20 protein-coding genes are annotated in these 22,726 nt (G+C 36.3%); 11 read left to right on the forward strand and 9 right to left on the reverse strand.

The features are described 5' to 3' along the window. The first annotated feature begins 127 nt into the window (after positions 1–127). The gene (locus H6F39_RS14150; protein WP_190396894.1) at positions 128–1,171 is read left to right on the forward strand and encodes a WD40 repeat domain-containing protein; all 1,044 of its coding nucleotides are present in this window, start codon (positions 128–130) and stop codon (positions 1,169–1,171) included. 72 nt (positions 1,172–1,243) lie between these two features. On the opposite strand, the gene H6F39_RS14155 is transcribed toward H6F39_RS14150, so the two are convergent. The 4 genes from H6F39_RS14155 to H6F39_RS14170 all read right to left on the reverse strand — a co-directional run bounded on the left by H6F39_RS14155 (position 1,244) and on the right by H6F39_RS14170 (position 5,572). After that, positions 1,244–1,984: an amino acid ABC transporter ATP-binding protein gene (locus H6F39_RS14155; protein WP_137906494.1), complete on the reverse strand. Its 741-nt coding sequence runs from the start codon at positions 1,982–1,984 to the stop codon at positions 1,244–1,246. 260 nt (positions 1,985–2,244) lie between these two features. After that, positions 2,245–3,390, reverse strand: coding sequence for an amino acid ABC transporter permease (locus H6F39_RS14160; RefSeq protein WP_137906540.1), 1,146 nt, complete (start codon positions 3,388–3,390; stop codon positions 2,245–2,247). Between the two features lie 140 nt (positions 3,391–3,530). Beyond that, on the reverse strand, positions 3,531–4,457 hold the full coding sequence (locus H6F39_RS14165; RefSeq protein WP_137906495.1) for an amino acid ABC transporter permease: 927 nt from the start codon (positions 4,455–4,457) through the stop codon (positions 3,531–3,533). 23 nt (positions 4,458–4,480) lie between these two features. After that, positions 4,481–5,572: an amino acid ABC transporter substrate-binding protein gene (locus H6F39_RS14170; protein WP_190396895.1), complete on the reverse strand. Its 1,092-nt coding sequence runs from the start codon at positions 5,570–5,572 to the stop codon at positions 4,481–4,483. Positions 5,573–5,703: 131 nt separating this feature from the next. Between H6F39_RS14170 and grxC the strand changes: the two genes are divergently transcribed. The 4 genes from grxC (at position 5,704) to H6F39_RS14190 (ending at position 8,619) form a co-directional block, all read left to right on the forward strand. Next, a complete protein-coding gene (gene grxC / locus H6F39_RS14175; RefSeq protein WP_137906497.1) occupies positions 5,704–6,012 on the forward strand; it encodes a glutaredoxin 3 in 309 nt (102 codons plus the stop codon). A 248-nt stretch (positions 6,013–6,260) separates the two neighbouring features. Then, positions 6,261–7,028 carry a Uma2 family endonuclease gene (locus H6F39_RS14180; protein ID WP_137906498.1) on the forward strand — a complete coding sequence of 256 codons (768 nt, stop codon included), beginning with the start codon at positions 6,261–6,263 and terminating at the stop codon, positions 7,026–7,028. Positions 7,029–7,164: 136 nt separating this feature from the next. Next, positions 7,165–7,605 carry a tRNA adenosine(34) deaminase TadA gene (gene tadA, locus H6F39_RS14185; protein WP_206753555.1) on the forward strand — a complete coding sequence of 147 codons (441 nt, stop codon included), beginning with the start codon at positions 7,165–7,167 and terminating at the stop codon, positions 7,603–7,605. A 111-nt stretch (positions 7,606–7,716) separates the two neighbouring features. Then, entirely contained in the window at positions 7,717–8,619 is a 903-nt protein-coding gene (locus H6F39_RS14190) for a 1-acyl-sn-glycerol-3-phosphate acyltransferase (RefSeq protein WP_137906500.1), read from the forward strand. Here H6F39_RS14190 and H6F39_RS14195 read toward each other — a convergent pair. Beyond that, positions 8,533–10,650: a S8 family serine peptidase gene (locus tag H6F39_RS14195; RefSeq protein WP_137906501.1), complete on the reverse strand. Its 2,118-nt coding sequence runs from the start codon at positions 10,648–10,650 to the stop codon at positions 8,533–8,535. The genes H6F39_RS14190 and H6F39_RS14195 overlap by 87 nt on opposite strands. A gap of 166 nt (positions 10,651–10,816) precedes the next feature. Between H6F39_RS14195 and H6F39_RS14200 the strand changes: the two genes are divergently transcribed. From H6F39_RS14200 to H6F39_RS14220, 5 genes are all read left to right on the forward strand, one after another. Beyond that, complete coding sequence (locus tag H6F39_RS14200; RefSeq protein ID WP_137906502.1) at positions 10,817–11,407, forward strand: hypothetical protein; 591 nt, start codon at positions 10,817–10,819, stop codon at positions 11,405–11,407. Positions 11,408–11,486: 79 nt separating this feature from the next. Then, positions 11,487–11,738: a BolA family protein gene (locus H6F39_RS14205; protein ID WP_137906503.1), complete on the forward strand. Its 252-nt coding sequence runs from the start codon at positions 11,487–11,489 to the stop codon at positions 11,736–11,738. Between the two features lie 89 nt (positions 11,739–11,827). Further along, on the forward strand, positions 11,828–12,151 hold the full coding sequence (gene grxD / locus H6F39_RS14210) for a Grx4 family monothiol glutaredoxin (RefSeq protein WP_137906504.1): 324 nt from the start codon (positions 11,828–11,830) through the stop codon (positions 12,149–12,151). A gap of 125 nt (positions 12,152–12,276) precedes the next feature. Further along, positions 12,277–16,593, forward strand: a complete 4,317-nt coding sequence (locus H6F39_RS14215) for an AAA domain-containing protein (protein WP_370539394.1) — start codon at positions 12,277–12,279, stop codon at positions 16,591–16,593. After that, positions 16,571–17,380, forward strand: coding sequence for a hypothetical protein (locus H6F39_RS14220; protein ID WP_199290942.1), 810 nt, complete (start codon positions 16,571–16,573; stop codon positions 17,378–17,380). Before H6F39_RS14215 ends, H6F39_RS14220 begins: the two co-directional genes overlap by 23 nt. A 127-nt stretch (positions 17,381–17,507) precedes the next feature. On the opposite strand, the gene H6F39_RS14225 is transcribed toward H6F39_RS14220, so the two are convergent. Further along, positions 17,508–17,762: a DUF6761 family protein gene (locus H6F39_RS14225; RefSeq protein ID WP_028083035.1), complete on the reverse strand. Its 255-nt coding sequence runs from the start codon at positions 17,760–17,762 to the stop codon at positions 17,508–17,510. A gap of 779 nt (positions 17,763–18,541) precedes the next feature. Here H6F39_RS14225 and H6F39_RS14230 point away from each other — a divergent pair. After that, positions 18,542–19,312 carry a response regulator transcription factor gene (locus H6F39_RS14230; RefSeq protein WP_137906506.1) on the forward strand — a complete coding sequence of 257 codons (771 nt, stop codon included), beginning with the start codon at positions 18,542–18,544 and terminating at the stop codon, positions 19,310–19,312. Positions 19,313–19,348: 36 nt separating this feature from the next. Here the strand turns inward: H6F39_RS14230 and H6F39_RS14235 are convergent, their stop codons facing one another. The 3 genes from H6F39_RS14235 to H6F39_RS14245 form a co-directional block, all read right to left on the reverse strand. Then, positions 19,349–20,101: an ATP-binding cassette domain-containing protein gene (locus tag H6F39_RS14235; RefSeq protein ID WP_190396897.1), complete on the reverse strand. Its 753-nt coding sequence runs from the start codon at positions 20,099–20,101 to the stop codon at positions 19,349–19,351. A 209-nt stretch (positions 20,102–20,310) separates the two neighbouring features. Further along, entirely contained in the window at positions 20,311–20,874 is a 564-nt protein-coding gene (locus H6F39_RS14240; protein ID WP_190396898.1) for a hypothetical protein, read from the reverse strand. 125 nt (positions 20,875–20,999) lie between these two features. Beyond that, positions 21,000–22,694: an NAD(P)H-quinone oxidoreductase subunit 4 gene (locus H6F39_RS14245; RefSeq protein ID WP_190396899.1), complete on the reverse strand. Its 1,695-nt coding sequence runs from the start codon at positions 22,692–22,694 to the stop codon at positions 21,000–21,002. Positions 22,695–22,726: the final 32 nt, after the last annotated feature.

Here is a 22,726-nt window from a genome sequence, read left to right on the forward strand (position 1 = left end):
GCTATACAGACAAAACCCACATAAGTGGGTTACAAATCTAGTAAACTTAGTCCACCTCGGTGGACTTTGATGGTGTAGTAGCTACTTCTATTCGCCTAGTATTTCTGATCAATAAAAGATAACAAATATGAACCTAACAACCAGCAAATCTCCAGAATTTACTCAACACTATTCCACAAAACTTACAGATTATGTCACCGCTTTAGCTTGGTCTTCTCAAGCAGAAATACTGGCTGCTAGTTCCGCTGCTGGTGAAATTGTTTTATGGGAAAATCACCAATTAATTACCTTACAAACAGCTACAAATCAAGCAGTAAATTGTCTAGCATTTTCCCATGATGGTAAATATATAGCCATTAGCGGACAAGATGGAAAAGTAAAAATTTGGTGCGAAAATCAATTAATTACAACTTTAGAAAATGCACCTGTTTGGGTTGATCAATTAGCATGGAGTTATACCAATAATCAACTAGCTTTTAGTTTAGGACGTTATGTGCAAATTTGGGATGCAGACACATCAGAAGTCGTTGTCACTCTTAACTTTAATGATTCCTCTATTTTAGGAATTGACTGGCGTAAAGATGGCAAATATTTGGCTATTAATGGTTATAAAGGTGTAAAAATTTGGTCTACTCAAGATTGGAATGCAGAACCATTTATCCTTTCCATGCCTACCGCTAGTATAACAACAATTTGGTCAGGTGATGGTGAATATTTAGCCTCTGGAAATATGGATCGCACTCTCACCGTTTTACAATGGGAAAATCCTGATCCTTGGGTCATGCGCGGCTTTCCGGGAAAAATTCGTCAACTAGCTTGGTCAGACCTCAAAACCCCCACAGGTGCGCCAATTTTGGCTGCTTCCAGCGTTGAAGGTATAGTAATATGGGATAAGTCCGTAGATGAATCTGTGGGTTGGGAAGCCCAAGTATTAACCAATCATCTGGATATTATTCAAGCAATATCTTTTGCACCCCAAAGCTTGATTCTCGCTTCCGCTGGTGCTGACGGTTGGTTATGTTTATGGGATGAAAATAGGGAAGTATCACAGATTTTTACCGATACAGAAGCAGGTTTTTCTACTCTATCTTGGCATTCCCAAGGACAATTATTAGCCGCAGGTGGTGAACAAGGAGAATTAATTATTTTGTCGACTTCTTTGGGGAATTAAAAATTTAACCCTGAAATTGTGTAGGTTGGGTTGAAGAACAAAACCCAACACATTCATTAATGTAGAGATAATTTAGAGAATTTGTGATAAAAATTTCTTAGTTCTCTCTTCTTTGGGATTAGTAAAAAAAGTGTCGGGGGTAGAAGATTCAACTAATAAACCGCTATCCATTAGTACCACTCTATCAGCAACTTCTCGCGCAAATCCCACTTCATGGGTAACAACTACCATTGTCATTCCCTCACTAGCGAGATTTCCCATGACATCTAAAACTTCTCTCACCATTTCTGGATCTAATGCTGATGTCGGTTCATCAAATAGCATAATCTTAGGTTGCATTGCTAATGCACGCGCTATAGCCACTCGCTGTTGTTGTCCACCAGATAATTGTCCGGGATATTTTTGTGCTTGTGCTAAAATTCCCACTCTTTCTAATAATTGCATTGCTAATTCTTCCGCTTTTACTTTGGATATTTTGCGGACATATATTGGCGCTAAAGTGATATTTTGTAAAACTGTTAAATGGGGGAATAAGTTAAATTGCTGAAATACCATTCCCACTTCTCGACGAATTGTTTCAATGTTTCTTAAATCATGACTGAGGATAATTCCGTCAATACTAATAATTCCTTTTTGATATGCTTCTAAAGCATTAAACGTACGAATAAAAGTTGATTTCCCTGAACCAGAAGGACCCATTAAAACAACTACCTCTCCTCTTTCTACACTTAAACTTATACCTTGGAGAACATGAAATTTACCATACCATTTATGGACATTTTCGGCAATTATTATCGGTTTTATTTCTGTCATATTTTACTCTTTTTTGAATTTGAATCTTTTTTAACTAACCACAGAGGCACAGAGGACTCAGAGTAAAAGAGGAAGAAGCGTTCAGCTTACTCTTTGGAGAACATGAAATTTACCATACCATTTATGGGTATTTTCGGCAATTATTATCGGGTTTTTTTCTGTCATATTTTACTTTTTTTTGAATTTTTTTTAACCAACCACAGAGGCACAGAGGACTCAGAGTCAGAAAGGAATAGATGTTTTATTAAGTTTCATTAAAATTAGTTATTTAATTGGTTTTCTAATTTTTTAGCAGCTAAGGACATTGAATAACAAAATAGCCAATAAATCAAACCAATAAATAAATAGACTTCTGCATATCTTCCTAAAAATTGCGGTTGGGCTAATATGGAACGTGCCATTCCTGTTAATTCCACTAATCCCACTAATGATAAAAGAGATGTATCTTTAAATAAGCCAATAAATTGACCCACAATTGCAGGAATAACTGCGCGTAATGCTTGAGGTAATATTACTAATGTGAGTAATAAGGGTGTATTTAATCCTAATGCTTTTCCTGCTTCTATTTGTCCCCTGGAAATTGATTGTAGTCCTCCACGCACGTTTTCGGCCATGTATGCTCCACTAAATAATATTAGTCCCACAATACTTCTGAATAATCTATCTAAACGCAAATCTGCTGGTAAGAATAAAGGTAACATAACTTGGGCTAAAAACAAAATACCAATTAATGGTAATCCTCTGACAATTTCAATATAAAGAATAGAAAACCACCGCACTACAGGTAAATTACTTGTTCTTCCTAATGCGAGTAAAACTCCTATGGGGAAGGAAAGCACAATACTAATTATTGCTATTAATAGGGTTAGTAATAAACCATTCCATAAATTTGTAGATACAGCTTGTAACCCTAAACCACCACCAATTAACCAGATAATTATCGGAAAGGATAATAACCACATTAGGGAAAGCCAAGGTGTGATAATTTGAGCAAATTTTTGACCAATTATCACACCTAAAATTATTAAACCTGTAATTAATAATAAAGACAAACGACTAGTTAATGGTAGAGGTAAAATTAATAATAAAACCCCAACAATAAAACCAAAAATTAGAGAATTGCGTTTTGTGAATATTGCTTCTTTAGTAAAAGCACCCCCAGTAATTGCGGTTAAAGTTGTAGATATTCCCAAAACCAGCCAAATTCGCCAATATAAATTCTGGGGAAACCTTCCCACCAAAAATAAATGTAAATTAACTGCAACTACTTGCCATTGTGCCTTAGTAATTAACCAAATTGCAAATCCTTGAAATAGCCAAAATAGAAAAATCGAACAAACAACAGTTAATAAACAATTGTACCAATTATTAAACAGATTTTCTCTTAACCAAATAAACTTAATCATCATAGAGATCCTAAATAAAATATTTTCCTATAGCGTACCATAAACATAAAATCTCTTCCTCTCTTCCTCTGTGGCCTCTGTGCCTCTGTGGTTCGATAAAAAATAAATCCTGTTCACAAATCAAATAAAATTGCTATTTTTTATCTTTCCTGAATTTGAACAGAACGATTAAATAAATTCATAATTAGAGAAATAACTAAACTCAAAATCAGATAAGTAATCATAATCAATAGCATTACCTCCACGGCTTTTCCAGTTTGGTTAAAAGTAGTAGAAGCAACAAAATAAATATCAGGATAACCGATAGCGATCGCTAAACTGGAATTTTTTGTTAAACTGAGATATTGACTAGTTAATGGGGGAATAATCACCCTTAAAGCTTGGGGAAAAATTACCAATTGCATTGCTAAACCTGGCTTTAAACCCAGAGATGTTGCTGCTTCCCATTGTCCTTGAGGAACTGATTTAATTCCCCCCCGCACAATTTCCGCAATAAACGCACCCGTGTAAAAAGTTAACCCTAATAACAAACTAGAAAACTCTGGAGACAAGGTAAACCAAGGAAATTCAATGCCATTTTGACTAAAGTTAGCGAAACCGAAAACAGAAATTTTATTTTCGGCTTTGGGGAAACTCAAGAAAATTGCAAAATACCAAAATAGCAATTGTAATAATAATGGTGTATTCCGAAAAATCTCCACATAAACAAAACTAATCTTCCTGACTAACCAATTATCTGATAGTCTAGAAATTCCCGCAGTAATTCCCACAATTGTAGTTAGTAAGATACTCATTATTGCTATTCGTAAAGAATTAATTAATCCCACTAATAAAGCATAATTATAAGTATCCGTTGGTTGATAATTAACGATAGTTTCACCAATATCAAAAGATGCTTGTTGCTTGAGAAAATTAAATCCAAATTGAATTCCTAATTGCTGTAAATTCCGTCTGACATTACTCCACAATATCACGACTATAAATACTGCTAAAAATACAAAAATTAACTGAATAGCATTTTGCCAAAAACGATGATCACGCCATAAAGGAGGTTTAGAATTAGTCATTATTTTAATTTAGTATTATAGTATTACCGGAAGGGTGGGGAATAGAGTAATCCTCCTTTTGTCGCTAATTGATTTTGACCACGAGGGAGATTTAGTTTTGTCTTGGTTCCCAAATTGCGTTCATAAATTTCGCCATAATTACCAACGTGTTTAATAATTCTGGCTGCGAAATCATTTGTTAAACCAATTCCTGCTCCCAAGTTTCCTTCTGTTCCTAAAAAACGTTTAATATCGGGATCTTTACTATTTGCAAACTGTGATAAATTTTGAGAATTAATTCCCAATTCTTCACCTTTGATCAAAGCATAAACAGTCCACTTAACTATATCACTCCATTGAGTATCACCCTTAGCAACTGCTGGCGCCAGGGGTTCAGAAGAAAGAATATCATCTAAAATGATGTTATCTTCCGGTTTCGGTAGGGTTGCGTACCGGGAAACCAAACCAGAACGGTCTGTGGTGACAGCATCACAACGTCCTTCTGCATAGGTAGCAAAGGTAACATTCACATCCTCAAAAACAACGGGTTTATAAGTCAAATCCCGTTTCCGCATTTGGTCTGCTAAATTCTGTTCGGTTGTCGTCCCTGTTTGGACACAAATAGCTTTGTCTTTCAGGTCTTTAATAGATTTAATATTCCTATTTTTGCGCACCATAACCGCCTGACCATCATAAAATACCACAGGTGCAAACTCTAAACCCTGAGCAGTCCCACGGCTAAAAGTCCAGCTGGTATTGCGACTCAAAATGTCTACTTCTCCAGTTTGTAAAGCTGTAAATCTCTCTTTAGCGTTAAGAGGACGGTATTCTACTGCGTCTGGATTATCAAATATCGCCGCTGCTACAGCCCGACAAATATCAACATCAATACCGCTATATTTACCGTCAGTCCCCACAAAACTAAATCCCGGTAATTCACCGCTAATTCCACAAACAAGCTGACCACGGCTTTTAATGCGATGACCGATCACGCGAGTAACCTGTCCTTGGGGAGTATTAACCTTACCCCCTGGCGTTTGCGGTTGATCACTACAAGCAGTTAGAGAAAATATTAACTTCAGTGTGACAATACCAGATATAATAGGTCCAATAGTAAATAATTTCCTAGACTTCATAAGTAAGCAATGAGCGATATTTAATCCCGATCTAATCTAAGTTTTGCACAAAAACGTCAAAAAAGCACAAGATATATCAAAGATCTATCGAGGATCACATTTAATTAAAACCAAACTTCCCAATTAACAATATGCTAAATTTTCTCAATTCCTTTCTCGGTCGTCATCCAGAGCGCGTCAAAGCCAATGTAGAGATTTATACTTGGCAAACTTGCCCCTACTGCATCCGTGCGAAAATGCTACTATGGTGGAAAGGTGTTAATTTTACAGAATACAAAATTGACGGTGATGAAATAGCCAGGGAAAGTATGTCCATACGCGCTAATAATCGCCGCAGCGTTCCCCAAATATTTATTAATAATCAACACATTGGCGGTTGTGATGATCTGTATCGTCTAGATACGAAAGGTCAACTGGATGATCTTCTTTATTTACACTGATGATGACTTGGTTTAAATAAACCAAATCACCCAAATTTAACTAGATGTTGTAGTGCGGGCATCTTGCCCGCTAGAATTATACTTAAATGTAGTACCGCTAGAATTATACTTAAATGTAGTACCGCTAGAATTATACTTAAATGTAGTACAGTTTATAGCTATATCATAATCATAGCGATCGCCTGATTTTTAGCTGTTCTAATATTGTATCAGATAAAATAAAAACAAATCAACCAGAGGCAGTGATTATGATCACCCAAATCAGTGAAATCAAATCTCCCACTGAACTGGTAATCTCTTGGGAAGCCTTACCCGATGATTTTCAGTTAGAGGACGAACCGGTGGAAAATACAGGACAGCCACTTTTGGCTGGTGCTTTGCGAGAAAGTTTAGAAATTGGGGGTTTTATTCAACCGCAGATGTTGATAGCCTCGAATTTTGGTTTATGTGCGACATTAGACGGTAAATTTATTGCTAAAGCACCTGATTGGTTATATATTCCCGCAGTCAAAGAAATTTTACCTGAACGCAAAAGCTACACACCGAATTTAGAAGGAGATATTCCCGCTATAGTTATAGAATTTTTATCAGATCAGGAAGGTGGAGAATATTCTTTTAAACGCACATATCCACCGGGAAAATGGTTTTTTTACGAGCAAATTTTGCAAGTTCCCATCTATGTAATTTTTGATCCAGATGGCGGTTTATTGGAATTATATCAACTGGAGAATGGTCGCTACGAGTTAAAACAACCCGATGAAAATGGTCTACATTGGATTGACGCAATGGGCTTATTTTTGGGAACTTGGTGGGGGGAAAAAGAAGCTAGAACTGGATATTGGTTAAGGTGGTGGAATGAAGCAGGTAATTTACTACCTTGGTCTGTAGAAAAGATTGTAGAAGAACGTCAACGGGCTGAACAAGAACGTCAACGGGCTGAACAAGAACGTCAAGAGAAAGAACGGCTAATAGCGTACTTAAAATCCCAGGGGATTGATCCGAGTAATTTACCTTAAATAGTAGGGTGCGTTAGCTGTCTTCGTAACGCACCTAATTGAAATCAATAATAACTGACCACAATAATAAATATAAATCAATAATAAATATAAATATATGCTGGAATTACCAGAATATTTAATACATAGAAAATGGATGAATCACGCCCTAGAATTAGCACGAGCAGCGGGTGATGCGGGTGAAGTTCCCGTTGGTGCTGTAATTGTTAACACAAATAACCACCTGATTGCTGTAGGAGAAAACCGGAAAGAACGGGATCAAGACCCTACCGCACACGCGGAAATTATGGCGATTCGCGCTGCTAGTCAAATTTTACAAAGTTGGCGCTTGCATCAATGTACATTATATGTCACTCTAGAACCCTGTCCGATGTGTGCCGGTGCTATAGTTCATGCACGATTGGGAAAATTGATCTATGGAGTGGACGATACCAAAACTGGCGCAATTCGGACTGTTCTCAACATCCCTGATCACCCTGCGTCTAATCACCGTCTAAAAGTGCTAGGAGGTATTCTGGAATCAGACTGTCGAGAACAATTACAAAATTGGTTTGCTACCCAACGTCAGCAAAAATAACAGACACAGATAAAACTGTCCAGATGGGAAAACAAAAACTACCCAAGAAAATATACGGTGGACATAAGCAATTTGTGTAATTTTTTATTCTTCTAAAAACTAGCCACCGTAATGATTAAATCAGACTCTGCTTCTACTACCCGTCATTCACAAACCATAAATAAGTCTGTAAGTTCTCACCTCAACTCCGCTCGGAGGCCTTTGATAGCTCACAGTATACCAGGGATTTCCCCTTGGTTAATTCCTTTAGGGTATTTTATTGGACGTTATATCATTCTGCCATCTTTCTTTAGGCAGATTAAAATTACTGGACTAGAAAATATCCCCAAAAGTGGTCCGGTAATTCTTGCTCCTACCCATCGTTCTCGCTGGGATTCATTAGTTTTACCCTACGCTGCTGGTCGTCATCTCACAGGTAGAGATATGCGATTTATGGTGACAATTGATGAATGTCAGGGGTTACAAGGTTGGTTTATTCTCAGAATGGGCGGTTTCCCGGTCAATACTCAACGTCCAGCGATCGCTACTCTCCGTCATACAATAGAGTTAATGCAACAAGGGGAAATGTTAGTTATTTATCCTGAAGGTGATATCCATCGTGATGGTCAAGTTCACCTGCTGAAGCCAGGAATAGCCCGTTTAGCCTTAAATGCTGAATCTAAATACCCAGGGCTGGGGATTAAAGTTATACCTGTTAGCATCCAATACAGCGAATCCTATCCTCACTGGGGTGCAGATGTCAACATTCGCATTGATGAACCTATCAAAGTCACAGATTATCTAAATGGAAATTTCAAGCTGGAAGCTAAAAGGCTCACAGCAGATTTAACCCATCAATTAAAACAATTAAGTCAGGAGTCAGGAGTCAGAAGGAACATAGAACCAGAAAATTCCTCCCCTGCTTCTCCTCCCTCCCCCTGCTATACATCAACTACTTCCCGTGTCCAATCCAATTACCAATTCCCAGTGATTAAGTTTGCCCACATCCAGGGCAGCGTAGTCAATAACTTGTAATTCCCAGTTACCTTGTGCGGGTAGGGAAAGTAATTGTTTCAGGGCTGGATGTGATCGCACTGTGTAAGTATTTTGTAATTGGTTACGACGGCCTAATGTGCGACTTTGCAATAAAATCCGCTGATTGTTAGGAGCAATTAAATAAATTTCTAAATCTCCTAAAAAATCATGGGTGATATTAACCGTAACTTGGATATCACCAATATTAGCAGCTTCATTAATAGCGATCGCACTTTTAATTCCCTCTTGATCATTATCAGGAATATTCACAACTTGAGTATTTTTTACCTGTGTTTGTTCATTAGTAATTTGGGCAACGACACCCATTTGTTTTGCTAGTCTCACAGCCTTAGCTGCATTGACTTTCCCATAACCAAACCATTGACTATGACCATTACTATCATAAGTACCCCCATCAATATTCAATTGAGGATCAGGGCTATTATCAATAATTTTATCAGCAGTATCTTGAAGAATCTGTTTAACTTGTTGAGCCGTTAAATCAGGATTAGCTGATAATACTAAAGCTGCTACTCCTGCGACTATGGGAGTGGCGCTAGAAGTACCACCAAAGTTATTAGTAAAGTTTCCAGCATCATAACCTGCTGCTCCTAATTGATCTGCAGTCAAGATTCCCAACCCAAACAGAGAAGAGACAATTGCCGGTTGTGTATAAACAAAACCGGTTTCTTGAAACCACATTCCCGGAGGAGCATTATTACTAGGAGCGCAAACAGAAATATTATCTCCCCAATTACTATAAGCAGCTTTTTTATTCAAACTAGTGGAAGCCGACACGGTAATTACATCAGGATGAACTGCAAAACCGCTTAACCAATTTGTGTTACCTTTCACAATATTTTTCGGCCAATTTTGTTCATTGATAGTCCCATTAATCGGACGGTTAGTATTTCCGGCTGCAAAAACAATTACACATCCTTTACCATTGCGTCCATTGGTAGCAGCATGACTAATAGCTGCCCTTTGACGGATAGAAAGGGGAAAATAAACAGCAGAAGCTCCCCAACTACAAGAAATTACACTTGCTCCCTTTTCCACCGTCCAATTAAAAACATCCTCAATTGATTGATCATCTAAAAAACCGGTAGTCCGAATGGGCATCATTGCACAACCAGGAGCAACTCCGACAATTCCCGTGCCATTTTCTTCTGCTACAGCTAGTCCCGCGCAAGCAGTACCATGACTAGTTTCTTTTTCTCCTGGTAAGGGTAAAAAATCATTTTCTTTTAAATCTCTAGGAGCAACAATTTTACCATTACCTTGAAAATCTGGGTGATTCAAGTCAAAGGAATCATCTACTACAGCGACGATAATAGAACGAACACCGCGAGTAGTATCCCAAGCTTGTTCTACGGAAATGTGAGAACCAGCTACCAATTGATTCCCCCCATTGTGATTGAGATACCACTGTTGAGGATAAAGGGAATCTTTGGGCCGATAATGAGGTTCTTGTTGAATGATAATATTTGGTTCTGCGGCTAAAACTTCTGACAGTTTTTGTAATTGATTCGTGATTTTAATTGGGTTTTGTTTAGCTTGTTTACTCACCAGAAAAATAAAAGTATTCGACATTCCTACAACTGGTTGATCTTGAACTAAATTAAATCTATTGGCAATAATATTAATTTTATTCATATCTACCCAAGTAGCAAATTGAATTGTGATTTGATCACTTAGATAAACCAAACTACCGGGATTATTTTCAAGTTTATAAACATGACTCACAAAGTCTACATTTTTATCAGCACGTACTTGAGACATTACTGTTTCTAGCTGCTCAGGAAAAACCGTATACAGTTCTAACTTTGCCTGGGATATACTGCGCCGCCATACACATCCACGTATTTGTGATACTTGCTCACGTGTAAAGTTAGCATTAGGACGGATAGTGAAGCGATATAATGTTTTTTCTAGTATCAATTCTTCGCCACTGCGTTGTAAAATTAATGCTTCGTCGCTATTTGTGACATCTGGTTCGAGAAAATCTGGAGAATTAATATTATCACTCATAAAAAATTGGGATTAGTTGAAAATTAATTGGCCTCTTGGCTCTTGCCTGTTTAGTCCTTTGCCAGAGAAATTTTTTCAGTCACTTGACTTTATCATCGGTACAAAGAGAGTTAAAATACATCAAGTTTTTCAAATTTTTTCCATAATTATTTTACTAATTAACCTCATGAATGTTGCTACGGATCTATTAATTCGCTTTAGCTGCTTATCATTTATAGCGTTCTTAGGCATATCATCATCTGCTGAAGCTCAGGTAAAAAAGCCCTCAGTTCCTATTAATCCTGTTAGTGAAACTAAACCGACGACTGGGGATAAGACTAACACCCTCAGTCCCGCTGGACAGGGTAATAATATCTTGAGTATAGCGGCAGGCGATCGCTTAATGAAAGAAGCAGATCAAGCGATTTCTAGTCAAAACTACGCTTTAGCAGCCAAAAAACTCCAAGAAGCACGCCAGGTTTATAATCAGTTATCCAGCTTTTATCAAGAATTAAATTCTAGTTTTGGAGGTATTGACATTCGTTTATCCGATTCCCAGCGCCAAAAAGCCTTAGCAACTGCCCAAAAGCGAGATGAAGCCAGCTACCAGTTAGCCTTAGTATATCGAGCGCAAAATCAGCCAGAACTAGCCATACCTTTGCTAGTGCAAATCATTAAAAGTCAAAACCCCACGAGGGAACTGGGGGGAAAAGCTTATCAACAATTATTTGAATTAGGTTTTGTGGATGCACCCTATTCTCGTCCAAACAAAAAATAATCAGCATAAGTTAATTAGCAACAACCAAGAGTTAGATATCTGTTAATAATAGAGAAGTAAAGTTTTTTCAGGAATTGCGATGATGAGTCCGCAACAGGTAGAGGGAATGATCAAGGCACAACTGCCAGATGCCCAAGTGCAAGTACAAGACTTGACGGGTGGTGGTGATCACTATCAGGTGACAGTAGTTTCATCGCAGTTTGTAGATAAGGGACTAGTGCAACAACACCAGCTAGTTTATGGCGCATTGAAACAAGCCATGTCCAGCGAAGCTATTCATGCTTTAGCTCTGAAAACCTACACTCCCGAAGCTTGGCAAGTAGTAAACTAATTTGAGATTTAGGATTTTGCCTTGAACAAAATCTAAAATTGCCTTGAATTTTGACTTTTAACTTTTAACAACGCAGGAAATAACTAATCATGACCCCAGAACTTAAAGAAAGAATTGATACTTTGGTAGAAGAAAACAAAATTATGGTTTTCATGAAGGGTAACAAATTAATGCCCCAATGTGGTTTCTCTAATAACGTTGTGCAAATTCTCAATACATTAGGAGTTCCCTTTGAAACTCTTGACGTACTTGCAGATCAAGACATTCGTCAAGGAATCAAAGAATATTCCAACTGGCCAACAATCCCCCAAGTATATATTAATGGCCAATTCGTTGGCGGTTCTGATATTTTGATCGAAATGTACAACAAAGGTGAATTACAACAAATGGTAGAAGTAGCCCTGGCTTCTTAATATCAACTATTAGGTGTAGGTTGGGTTAAGGAACGCAACCCGACACCTTATTTTTATTAGATTTGCAATTTTAAATTAATGCTCATAAGTTGAAAATTATTTATGCCTAAATTACCACATTTTTGATGAAAACTATGAATAATAAAACAAATATAGAAGACTGTGGTTATACATTCATAGGTACAGCGGTTGATAATTTAATTCGCCATTTTGAGGGTCAATCATCTGTACAATTATATCCTGATTTTCGAGAACGGCGAGAACGTGCAAATGAATTATTATTTGATTTAGTTGGTAAACAACCTGGTTGTTTTTATATTCGTCGTCAAGGGACTGGAAAAGAACCAGGAGAAGAAATTTGGGAATTAATTATAGCCACAGACCAAGATAATTTTCAATTACCAAAAAGACTGAAAAAATTAGGAAAGACTTTAGGATTTAAAGCTGCTGTTCGTCAAGACGGATCTGGAGGTTTTAAAATTTTATCAGCTTATTTATTACCAGAATTGCGGGGAATTGTTGACGGTTATGCTGTACTTTATTGGTTATGTTTAATTCCTAATTATCAAGAGCGTCTTGATATTCCCACACCATTATTGGCAAAAATAAAAAATATACCAATTTGCGGAAATCATGTTCCTACAGAAGATCAACTTCAAGCATGGAAAGCTTTTTTAAAGGTTGAAGAAAATATTGCTAAATCTCGTCAATTTTGCGTATTTTTTATCAATAAAAATAATAACCGCTCAAATTCTCGACAAATCACTTTAGAAATTAAAATTAATTCGGCTACTTTAGATGGTTCTGAAGAACATTTTTTAGGTTTAGAAAACTTTTGGGAACGGGTCAAAAAAGCCAAAAATCAGGAAGTTAAATTTTTAGATTCTGTCCCCACAGAAAAAAATCGCCGTAACAGTCGTCAATTAGGAACTATTGAAAAAATTGATCAAAAACATAATCTTATTAATATTCGACTAGAAAGAGAATTAATTGAATATATAGCCAAAGGTAATTATCAACTTCCCAATAATGGTTACATATTTTTTGATGCTGCTGGAGACATCAAACAAATCGAACGTAAAGAAAAAGCTTTAGAACAGTTAAGACAAGGAAGGACTCAAAACCCCTATTTAGGTAATTTTCTATTTGACGCTTCTCAAGCGAGAACTATTACAAAAAGAGTGAAACTGAAATCACAAGATTTATTGTTGTCTTCTGCTAATGCTGGACAAAAAACCGCAGTGGAAAAGGTACTTTCCGCAGAAGATTTAGTTTTAATTCAAGGACCACCCGGTACAGGAAAAACAACAGTAATTGCAGAAATTTGCTATCAGGTAGCATTACGCGGGGGACGGACATTAATTACCTCACAAGCGAATTTAGCGGTTGATAACGCCCTCAGTCGCTTAGTTCATAATCCCCTTATTCGTGCTATTAGAAAGGGAAGAGCCGAAAAAGTTGGAGAAGAAGGACAGCCATTTTTAGAAGATCAAGTAATTAGTACATGGTTACAAAATACCGCTACTGACTGCGAAAATAATCTCAGTCAACGTCAGGGAAATATTACAATTTTAACTCAATTATTACCATTATTACCACGATTTACAAACTATTATATATTTGAAGAACAGTTTAATCAGGAACAAAATGAACTGAAAGCAGAAAAAGAGAATTTAAAGACAATTTATCAAAACCAAAAAACTAAATATGATCAAATTTTATTAAATAAAAATGAAATTGCATCCTTAATTACTGGTTTAGGGAATATACTAAAAAATTCCCAAAATATAGACTGGGAATCTCTAGAAATCAAGGATTTCTTAACCCATATTCAACCCTATACAGAAAATAACAAACAAGTAGAGATTTTCCGAGAAAATGTAATTCAAGCTATTAAATGTATTGAGGAACTTGGTTTTGTCCGTCCTGATTTTGGTGTATTTGGTTTAGCAGTTTGGTTACAGGAAACCATTATAACTCAACTTTCTGAATTTAAAGCTGGATTAAAAGATATTAATAATCTCGCTTTAGCTATTGCGGAAGTAGCGGAATTAGTTGATATTTTTCAACAAAATTCTGTATCTTTACAGAAATTAGAAACAGATTTGCAAAAATTTAGTATTCACAATAATATACAACCAACAATCCAAATCTGGGAAAATCGTCAACGGGAAATTGATTATATTGTTGAAGCAGTTGTAGAATGGAAATCTACAGGTTATAATAATTTATATCAAGTTTTGAAAGAATGTCAACAATCTGATTTACTTTTAACAGAAAATATGGTAAATTTACCATTAGGTTTATTGATGTTTGCTCAAAACTTAAAATTACCTATTGTTCCCAAAAATTATAAAATCAGTTTACCAGCTTGGGGAGTATTAACAAAAGCCATAGCTTATGAAATAGAGGGAAATTTTACTGATAGAAAAGGTAAACAGCATAATTTTAGTTATTTTTTACAACAAAGTTTTAATCAAATTCCCATAGTATTATCAAAAAGTGATCAGACTCAGTGGCAAAAAACCTATCAAGAGTTAAAAAATTATCAAATTCTTAACCCTAAACAGAGGAAATTGCTAATTGAAAATATTCAAGTTTTTTTAATTAGATTGGAAAAAACTTATGGTAAGTCCTTTGAATGGAATAATATTGAAGCTACTCTTAACCGCATTACCCAAGAACTACTAGAGATGATCTTAATTAATGCGCGTCAATGTGTTTTAAAAGTCAAAACCGAAGCTCAACAACAATTGCAAATTTTAAAACAGCAATTTCAAGAACTTCCAGAAAATGTAATTTCTTCCCAACAAATATCTGAAGCTAAAACTCAGTTAGAAAACAGTAAACAAGCTGCTAATTTAAAACTTGCAGCAGTTATTAATAATTTACAAGCAATTCATAAACAGCAAAATATACCTCATCAATTAAGGAATTTAACAGAAAAGTATCTAACTAAACAAGCAAATATTTGGGAACAACCACAGGAATTTTCTCAACAAGTTAAGTTTTGGGAAAATCGTATTTATGAATTAGAAACTCTGATTTCATCATTAGCACCCTTTACCATTTTAGAAACAATTAAAGACGCTTTAAATCAGCAATTTATAAATTTGCAAGAACAAACTGATGTTTATCAAGAGCAACTTGAACAATTACAAATAGAAATATCTGATCTAGAAGACAAATTACAATTACAATTATCAGACAATTTAATTATAGAACGGAATTGGTGGGAGTCAACTTGGCCAATTATACCAGATAAATTTAAGCCAGAATTATCTCACCATGATTTATTTAATTTAGAGTTTTTAACCAAAGTCAGAAATAAATTCAAATCATGGAAACAACAACTCCAAAACGAAGAAAATTATCTAGATAAATATCAAAATTTTGTTCAAGATTGGATTACAAAATTACGTCAACCTTCCGAACAAGATAGTAATGATTTAAGACGAATTTATTTAGATAATGCTAACGTTGTCGGTATTACTTGTGTTCAAGCTGCAAATTATAGTTTCTCCGAAGAATTTCAATCTTTTGATGTTGTAATTATAGATGAAGTTAGTAAATGCACTCCCCCAGAGTTACTAATTCCCGCGTTGAAAGGTAAAAAATTAGTCATGGTAGGAGATCATCGGCAATTACCTCCTATGCTTGATACTAGCACAGTGGCAGAAGTGGCGCAATCCATGGGTAATTCTAGAGAAGAATTGCAATTTTTAGAAGAATCATTATTTAAAAGTCAGTTTGAAATTGCTGATAAAAGTATCAAGAAAATGCTGAATACTCAATATCGAATGCACCCCATGATCATGGGAGCAATTAATCAATTTTATCATGGTAAATTAGAATGTGGCATTTTAGAACCTGATAGGAAACGCGCTCATAATTTAGCAGGGAAAATCATTCAACCTGATCATCATTTATGTTGGGTAAAAATGCCTAGAGAAAATGAATTTCAAGAAGAACGCAATGGCACTTCATTTGTGAATACTAAAGAAATTGATGTAATTGAAAATATTTGTCACCAATTTGAGCAGGTTTGGTTTCATAAAGTTGCGAATGGAGAACCAAAAAAAGAAATAGCTGTAATTACATTTTATGGCGCTCAATTAAGAAAAATTGATGAACGTTTGCAATCTGAATTTTTTCCCTCTTTACAAATTAGAACGGGTACAGTTGATAGATTTCAAGGTATGGAAAGACCAGTGGTAATTGTGAGTATGGTCAGGAATAATCATCAAGGAGATGTGGGATTTGCAAATAAACCAGAACGGGTGAATGTGGCTTTTTCTCGCGCTCAAGAATTGTTAATTATTGTCGGTTGTCACGATTTATTTACAGGTAAATCTGGTACAGTAGGTAATATGTATTCTGAGGTTGCAAACATTGTTAATCATCATGGAGGTTTTATTGATGTTTCCTGCTTCTGTAGTTAAAATAATTGATAATAATTTGAAATATTTAGTTGATAAAATTGAAGCTGAAAACCCTTATTCATCGGTTTTATTAGCACGTCAATTTTACTATCATGTAACGCAAAATTTCCTAGAATTAACTATTAAAGAACCTCGGAAATTTAATGTTTTAGAAGAGTTTATTATTCGCGCTGGTATGGAATTTAATCCCCCCCCTACAGCTAATGAATTAGCATCTATTTTAGGACTTGATTCTGTATTTGTTAAAAGTACCATTGCTAATCTTCAATCTTTACAAACTCTAGCAAATACACCGCAAATTACTGTCACCCCAGAAGGAAGTTTATTCTATAAACAAGGTTCTGTTCCTAAACCTCCATATTCCGTCCAAATTTATGCCATTACTGATAATTTACTAGGAACAATTACATTTCAATATGAACAATTAGATCATATAATAATTAACCAAAACCAACTAGATTTAATTAAGTTTATCAATATTCAACAAGAAACTCCAGCACTTTCTAATTTACAACTTGCGGATATTCAGGAAATTATTCAATCTTCCGATTTAGCTCTTCATGTCCCCACAGCAGGTAAATTTGTCACTGATTTTAAATTGCGAGGTAGTAAACAAACTATTGCCAGAAATATATCACTATTTGTGATTTTTGATCAAAATCAAAATAAATTAGATATTCAAATCAGAAGGGGAAAGGAGATTTTAGAACCCGCCACAAAAAAGATTCAAGAACTATATCATCAAGAAAAAATATCTCTCGAGAAATTATCTCAATATCCCAATTAATTACCATCACTTGTAACCAACAACAGCAAAATTCCCCTCAGCAGCATCAAACTGAGGGGAGTATCAAAAATTGTACTACAGTCGCTGTCGTCAGATGGTAGCTACTTGATCAAATCAGAATCTACCTTTAGTAGTAGCGATGTTGTCTTTCTGGTTCCGGTTGAACCATTGTAAAATTAGATACATCATGCAAGTAGCGGCTGGCTTCCTCTTCTAAGCGATGAATCCAGTAGGGTTCAATGATATTACTATGTCTGAGTGCGGCTAGGTATCCATCCAAATACATCCGCATATCATCCATACGATAACCGCGATTCCATAATTCGACGAAGGCGTCGGTAAGTCTTTGGTAGTAGCGGATGGTTTGTGTGTCTTGGAGCATAACTGCTGTATTAGTCTCTTGGGAATGAGAATTGTAGATGATGATTCACGCTCAATGAAGTATCACTTCCTGCTTATGTATTAACTCATAAGTAATATTTTGACTTTGGATCAAACCCCTCAGCAGCTAAAAACTTAATTAGATCCTAGGCCAAAAAACTGGACATAAGGTGATTTTGTAGTGTGTTTTTACGATTCTTTGTCAAAAGTTAGATTTAGCAATCTAGCGTCGTGTTAACCTGGTATTGATAATCACAGAGGCTAATTGATATTGCTCCAATTTTTGTGCGTCTTTCTTGAGGAATACAAATTTAGCCATAGTCCAAACCTGTATAATCAAGTTTTATAAATTCTTAGCCACCTCATGGATAGAAAACAAGTCTTGTTTAACTAAGAGTCATAATCAGGTGTGAATTTTATCCTACTCCCTTTGATAAATGATTGTTATCTGAGTTTATCATATCTCTTTAGGAGTAGGACAAATGACTCAAATTAAAGTTTAATCATAGGTAGAGGTTGGCAAGTAAACAATTTTATACCAGTTACCAGAAATTACTAAACCACCCTAGACAAATAGCAATTTGAGTTTAGAGAATGTAAATGTAATAATAATTTAATAAAGCCACCTGCTTTATTGCAAATAAAGTAAAAAATAAATTTTTTGCAAGGTTTTCTTGAGGGAAATGTGAAGAATATCTTCATTGAGGTAACAAAAACTACAAAACCTTGACCACGAGATTGTTAATTTGAGATTCATCAACGCTAAGGGGTTTTGCCACTGTGGGTTCGGTTTGTATTGAAATTGTTGAGGGGAATCCCCATCTGAGATCGTTATTGGGTTGGCACTTGCAACAACTAGAATACCGAGTTCATCAAGCTGCCAGTATTTATCAAGCAAAAGAAGTATTTCAAAGCCATCAACCAACTCTAATCATTTTAGATGCGGATTTATCCGATGGCGATGGTATGGAGTTGTGCCGCTGGTTACATCGTCAACAACAGCCTTTAATTTTGATGTTATCTGCTCGTACCAATGAAGCCGATATTGTTGCCGGTTTAAAAGCAGGAGCAGATGATTATTTAAGCAAACCCTTTGGAATGCAGGAATTTTTGGCTAGGGTTGAGGCCATTCTTCGTCGTCACCGCACACCTAATGCACCAGCTTATTTAGATTATGGCAGTTTGCAAATTGATTTAGTCCAGCGTCGGGTTCGTTTCCAAGGGGAATTTATTGACTTGACCCCCCAGGAATTTAGTTTATTGTACGTCTTAGCACAAGCTGGAGGAGTGCCTTTAAGTAGATCAGAATTATTGCGTCGTGCTTGGCCTGACGCTATTGATAACCCGCGTACCATTGATACTCATGTTTTATCGCTGCGGAAGAAGGTGGAACTTGATCCTCGTCAACCCAGTTTAATCCAAACTATTCGTAATGTTGGATACCGATTTAACATGGAAATTTTGAATGCTAATATCGCTCAACAACAAGCGAAATTACCAAGAGAAAGATTTACTAATCAACTTCCCGTATTAACCGCTCAAAGTTCTTAATTCCAGGGAACTCTTAACAGATAAAATGACCACTGATTAATAACTAATTGTCCATTCTTCTAATTCTTGGCTTTCTGCTGCTGTCAGGGTGACTGCTAAGTTTTCCCAATCTACTTCAGCCGCAGGTTGATTAACCACTAATTGACCTTGCTGAAGATGTAAAACATGAGTACAAAACTCCTGCACTAAATCCCTTTGCCGATTTACCATCAAAATTGCCGAAGAATGGGCTTGATTTGATTGAGTCAGGATATTAATTAAATTAGTAATTGCAGGAGTGTCTAAGGCCGACGTAGGCTCATCTAATAGTAAAATTTCCGGTTCGGTAACTAAAGCGCGAGCGATCGCAATTAACTGTTTTTGTCCTCCAGAAAGTTGTACTTCTGTCCGTCCTAACCATTGTTCAGGAATTTGCAGTTTTTCCCGCCAATAACTGACTTTTTCCTGAATAGTTGGTTTAGGTAAACCACGCAAAATTAAAGGATAAGCTAAATTTTCTCCCACTGTCATCCCCAACAGTTTAGATTCTTGTTGCACAAGCATTATCTGTTGACGAAGTTGAATTACAGGAATTTTGTCATATTCCTGATTTTTAAAATATATTTTCCCGCTAGTAGGTTCATTTAGCCGATTAATCAGACGTAATAAAGAAGTTTTACCAGCACCAGATGGACCAACAATAGCGAAGCGATCGCCCGGTGATACTCTAAAAGAAATATTCTGTAAAATTGGGTATTGACGTTGATTCTGTAAACGTCTAGATAAACTAACAGATTCTAGTATAAGCATAATAATAAACTACATTTTTAATGTAAATAATTAAAATCTTAATGTAACTTAATACATTCTTAATGTAAAAGTTTAGAATATAAATTCTAAACTTTCTTGGTTAAATTGAGATAATTACAGAATTAAATTATTGGCATTGCTAAATTAAAGCATCAAATCAGATATACAATGCCAAATAATTTATTGAAATTTAATCACCCAAATACTTATTACCCATGACCCATAACTAATGCAGCCTGAATAGTCCAAATATCTACTAACAGCAATAATAAAGTCAAAGCTAACAAAATTAAATACATCCAAGGCTGTGATAAAGGACGAACATCTTGAGTATCAATACCAGTTTTCGCTTCAACAATATTGATAAACTTAGCAAATCCAGACATTCGCATAGGTAATAAATAAGCCTTACTATCCTGAGTAATAAAATAATATACTAAACCACCTTGTCCAGTCGTTCGTGGCTTTAACTCCTTCACTTCCGACCATGATAAACTCCAACCGCGACGAAAAAACTGAGAAAACCAAACCGAGTAAGTAACCTTAATCCCTTCCTCATCTAAAATCACCCTTTCAGTCAAAACAGCATATAACAAAATAAAACCGCAACCAATTCCTATCCATAATAACCAGGGAGGAATAGTTGCGGCTGTTAACTGAGCTAAAAACGGTAAAGGAACCGTTAACGCTAAATATAAACTTAACAAAGTGATCCGAATCAGAGGAGAAAGACGAAAAACAGAGGTTAAACCATTAGTTAAATTAGCCGTCATGGTGCTACAATCATTAACGATATATTTATCGTAACGATAAAACCACCAAAATTTGACAAAACCATCAACATAAAACTCTCTGCGTCTAGAGCGTCTTGGCGTGAGAAAAAAAGCCCTGATGTAGCCTAAGATTGTTGTAAAATTCCCAAAACAGGAGTTAACTCAGTATTATTAACTTGGGGATTTAACAAACCACCAGCATAAACACGGGGATTAGTTTGGGAGATAATAGTATAAGATTGGCGAACATGACTATTCACAGCCACAGTTGTTGCATCATACATTTGCATGGCAATTTTAGGATAAAAACCAATGCCAATAATTAACACTAGAAAAGAAGCAGCAATGAAAATTTCTCGTGGCCTAGCATCAGTATACACAGTTTCCGTTGGTAAAAGACAATCTGTACCAAAACAAGCAGTCCCTTCATCTTCTTGATTTTGAATACCTGCATTGTTAATATCACAGATCAGGTCTGCACCAGAACCGTAAAATACTTGACGTAGCATGGAAAGGAGATAAATGGGTGTGAGGATAACCCCTACAGCAGCGAGAAAAACCGTCACAGTGCAAAAAGTGGTAGTGTAAACATCACTAGTAGTGATACCCACAAATACAGAAAGTTCACCGACAAAACCACTCATTCCAGGTAAAGCTAAAGAAGCCATAGCTCCCATTGTAAATAGAGCAAATACTTTTGGCATTGCTTGACCAATACCACCCATTTCTGCCATCATCATAGTATGAGAGCGATCATAGGTGACACCTGCGAGAAAGAATAAGACAGAAGCAATTAAACCATGGGATATCATTTGTAACATTGCGCCATTGATACCCAAATCGGTAAAAGATGCAATTCCTATGAGGACAAAACCCATGTGAGAGATTGAGGAATAGGCCAAACGACGTTTCATGTTCGTTTGAGCGAAGGAATTTAAAGCACCATAGATAATGTTGACAACACCGAGAATAACGAGAATAGGAGCAAAGTAAACATGAGCGTCGGAAAGTATGTCAAGATTGAGGCGAATTAGTCCATATCCGCCCATTTTTAAGAGTACACCGGCTAAAATCATAGATACTGGAGAAGAAGCTTCACCGTGAGCATCAGGTAGCCAAGTATGTAGGGGAAAAATTGCCAATTTTACCCCAAAGGCAATTAATAAACCCGCGTATAGTACTAGTTGGAAGGTGAGGGGATATTCTTTGTGTGCGAGTTGAGCGATATCAAATGTGACATTTCCACCGCCATATAAACCCAGTCCGAGCGCTGCTACCAAGATAAATATAGAGGCTGCTGCGGTGTAAATAAGAAATTTAGTAGCTGCGTAGCGTCGTCTTTGTCCACCCCAAATACAGACTAGTAGATATACGGGAATGAGTTCCACTTCCCACATAATGAAAAATAATAGCAAGTCTTGGGCGACAAATACTCCAACTTGTGCAGAATATAACACAAGTATGAGAAAGTAAAAGAGCTTTGGTCTGCGATCAACTTGCCAAGCGGAAAAAATGGCAAGGGTGGTAACAAAACCTGCTAAAAGCACCAAGGGAGCGGAAATACCATCAACGGAAACCGACCAATTTAAGCCTAATTGGGGCATCCAAACGTAATTTTCTACGAGTTGAAAACTAGCATTACTGGCATCATAATGCTGCCAAAAAGCTAAACACATCAAAACAAAGTCTGCTATACCTACACCTAGCGCGTACCAACGGACAACCTTGCCGTCCTTATCAGGGAATAAGGGGATAAGAAAGGAAGCCAGGAGTGGAAATAGGACAATTGCGGTAAGCCAAGGAAATTGATCCGCTATCATGTCAATAGGAAAAAATACTTATTTGTCTAATC

Source organism: Dolichospermum sp. FACHB-1250 (genome assembly GCF_014696335.1).
Classification (GTDB): Bacteria; Cyanobacteriota; Cyanobacteriia; order Cyanobacteriales; family Nostocaceae; genus Dolichospermum; species Dolichospermum planctonicum.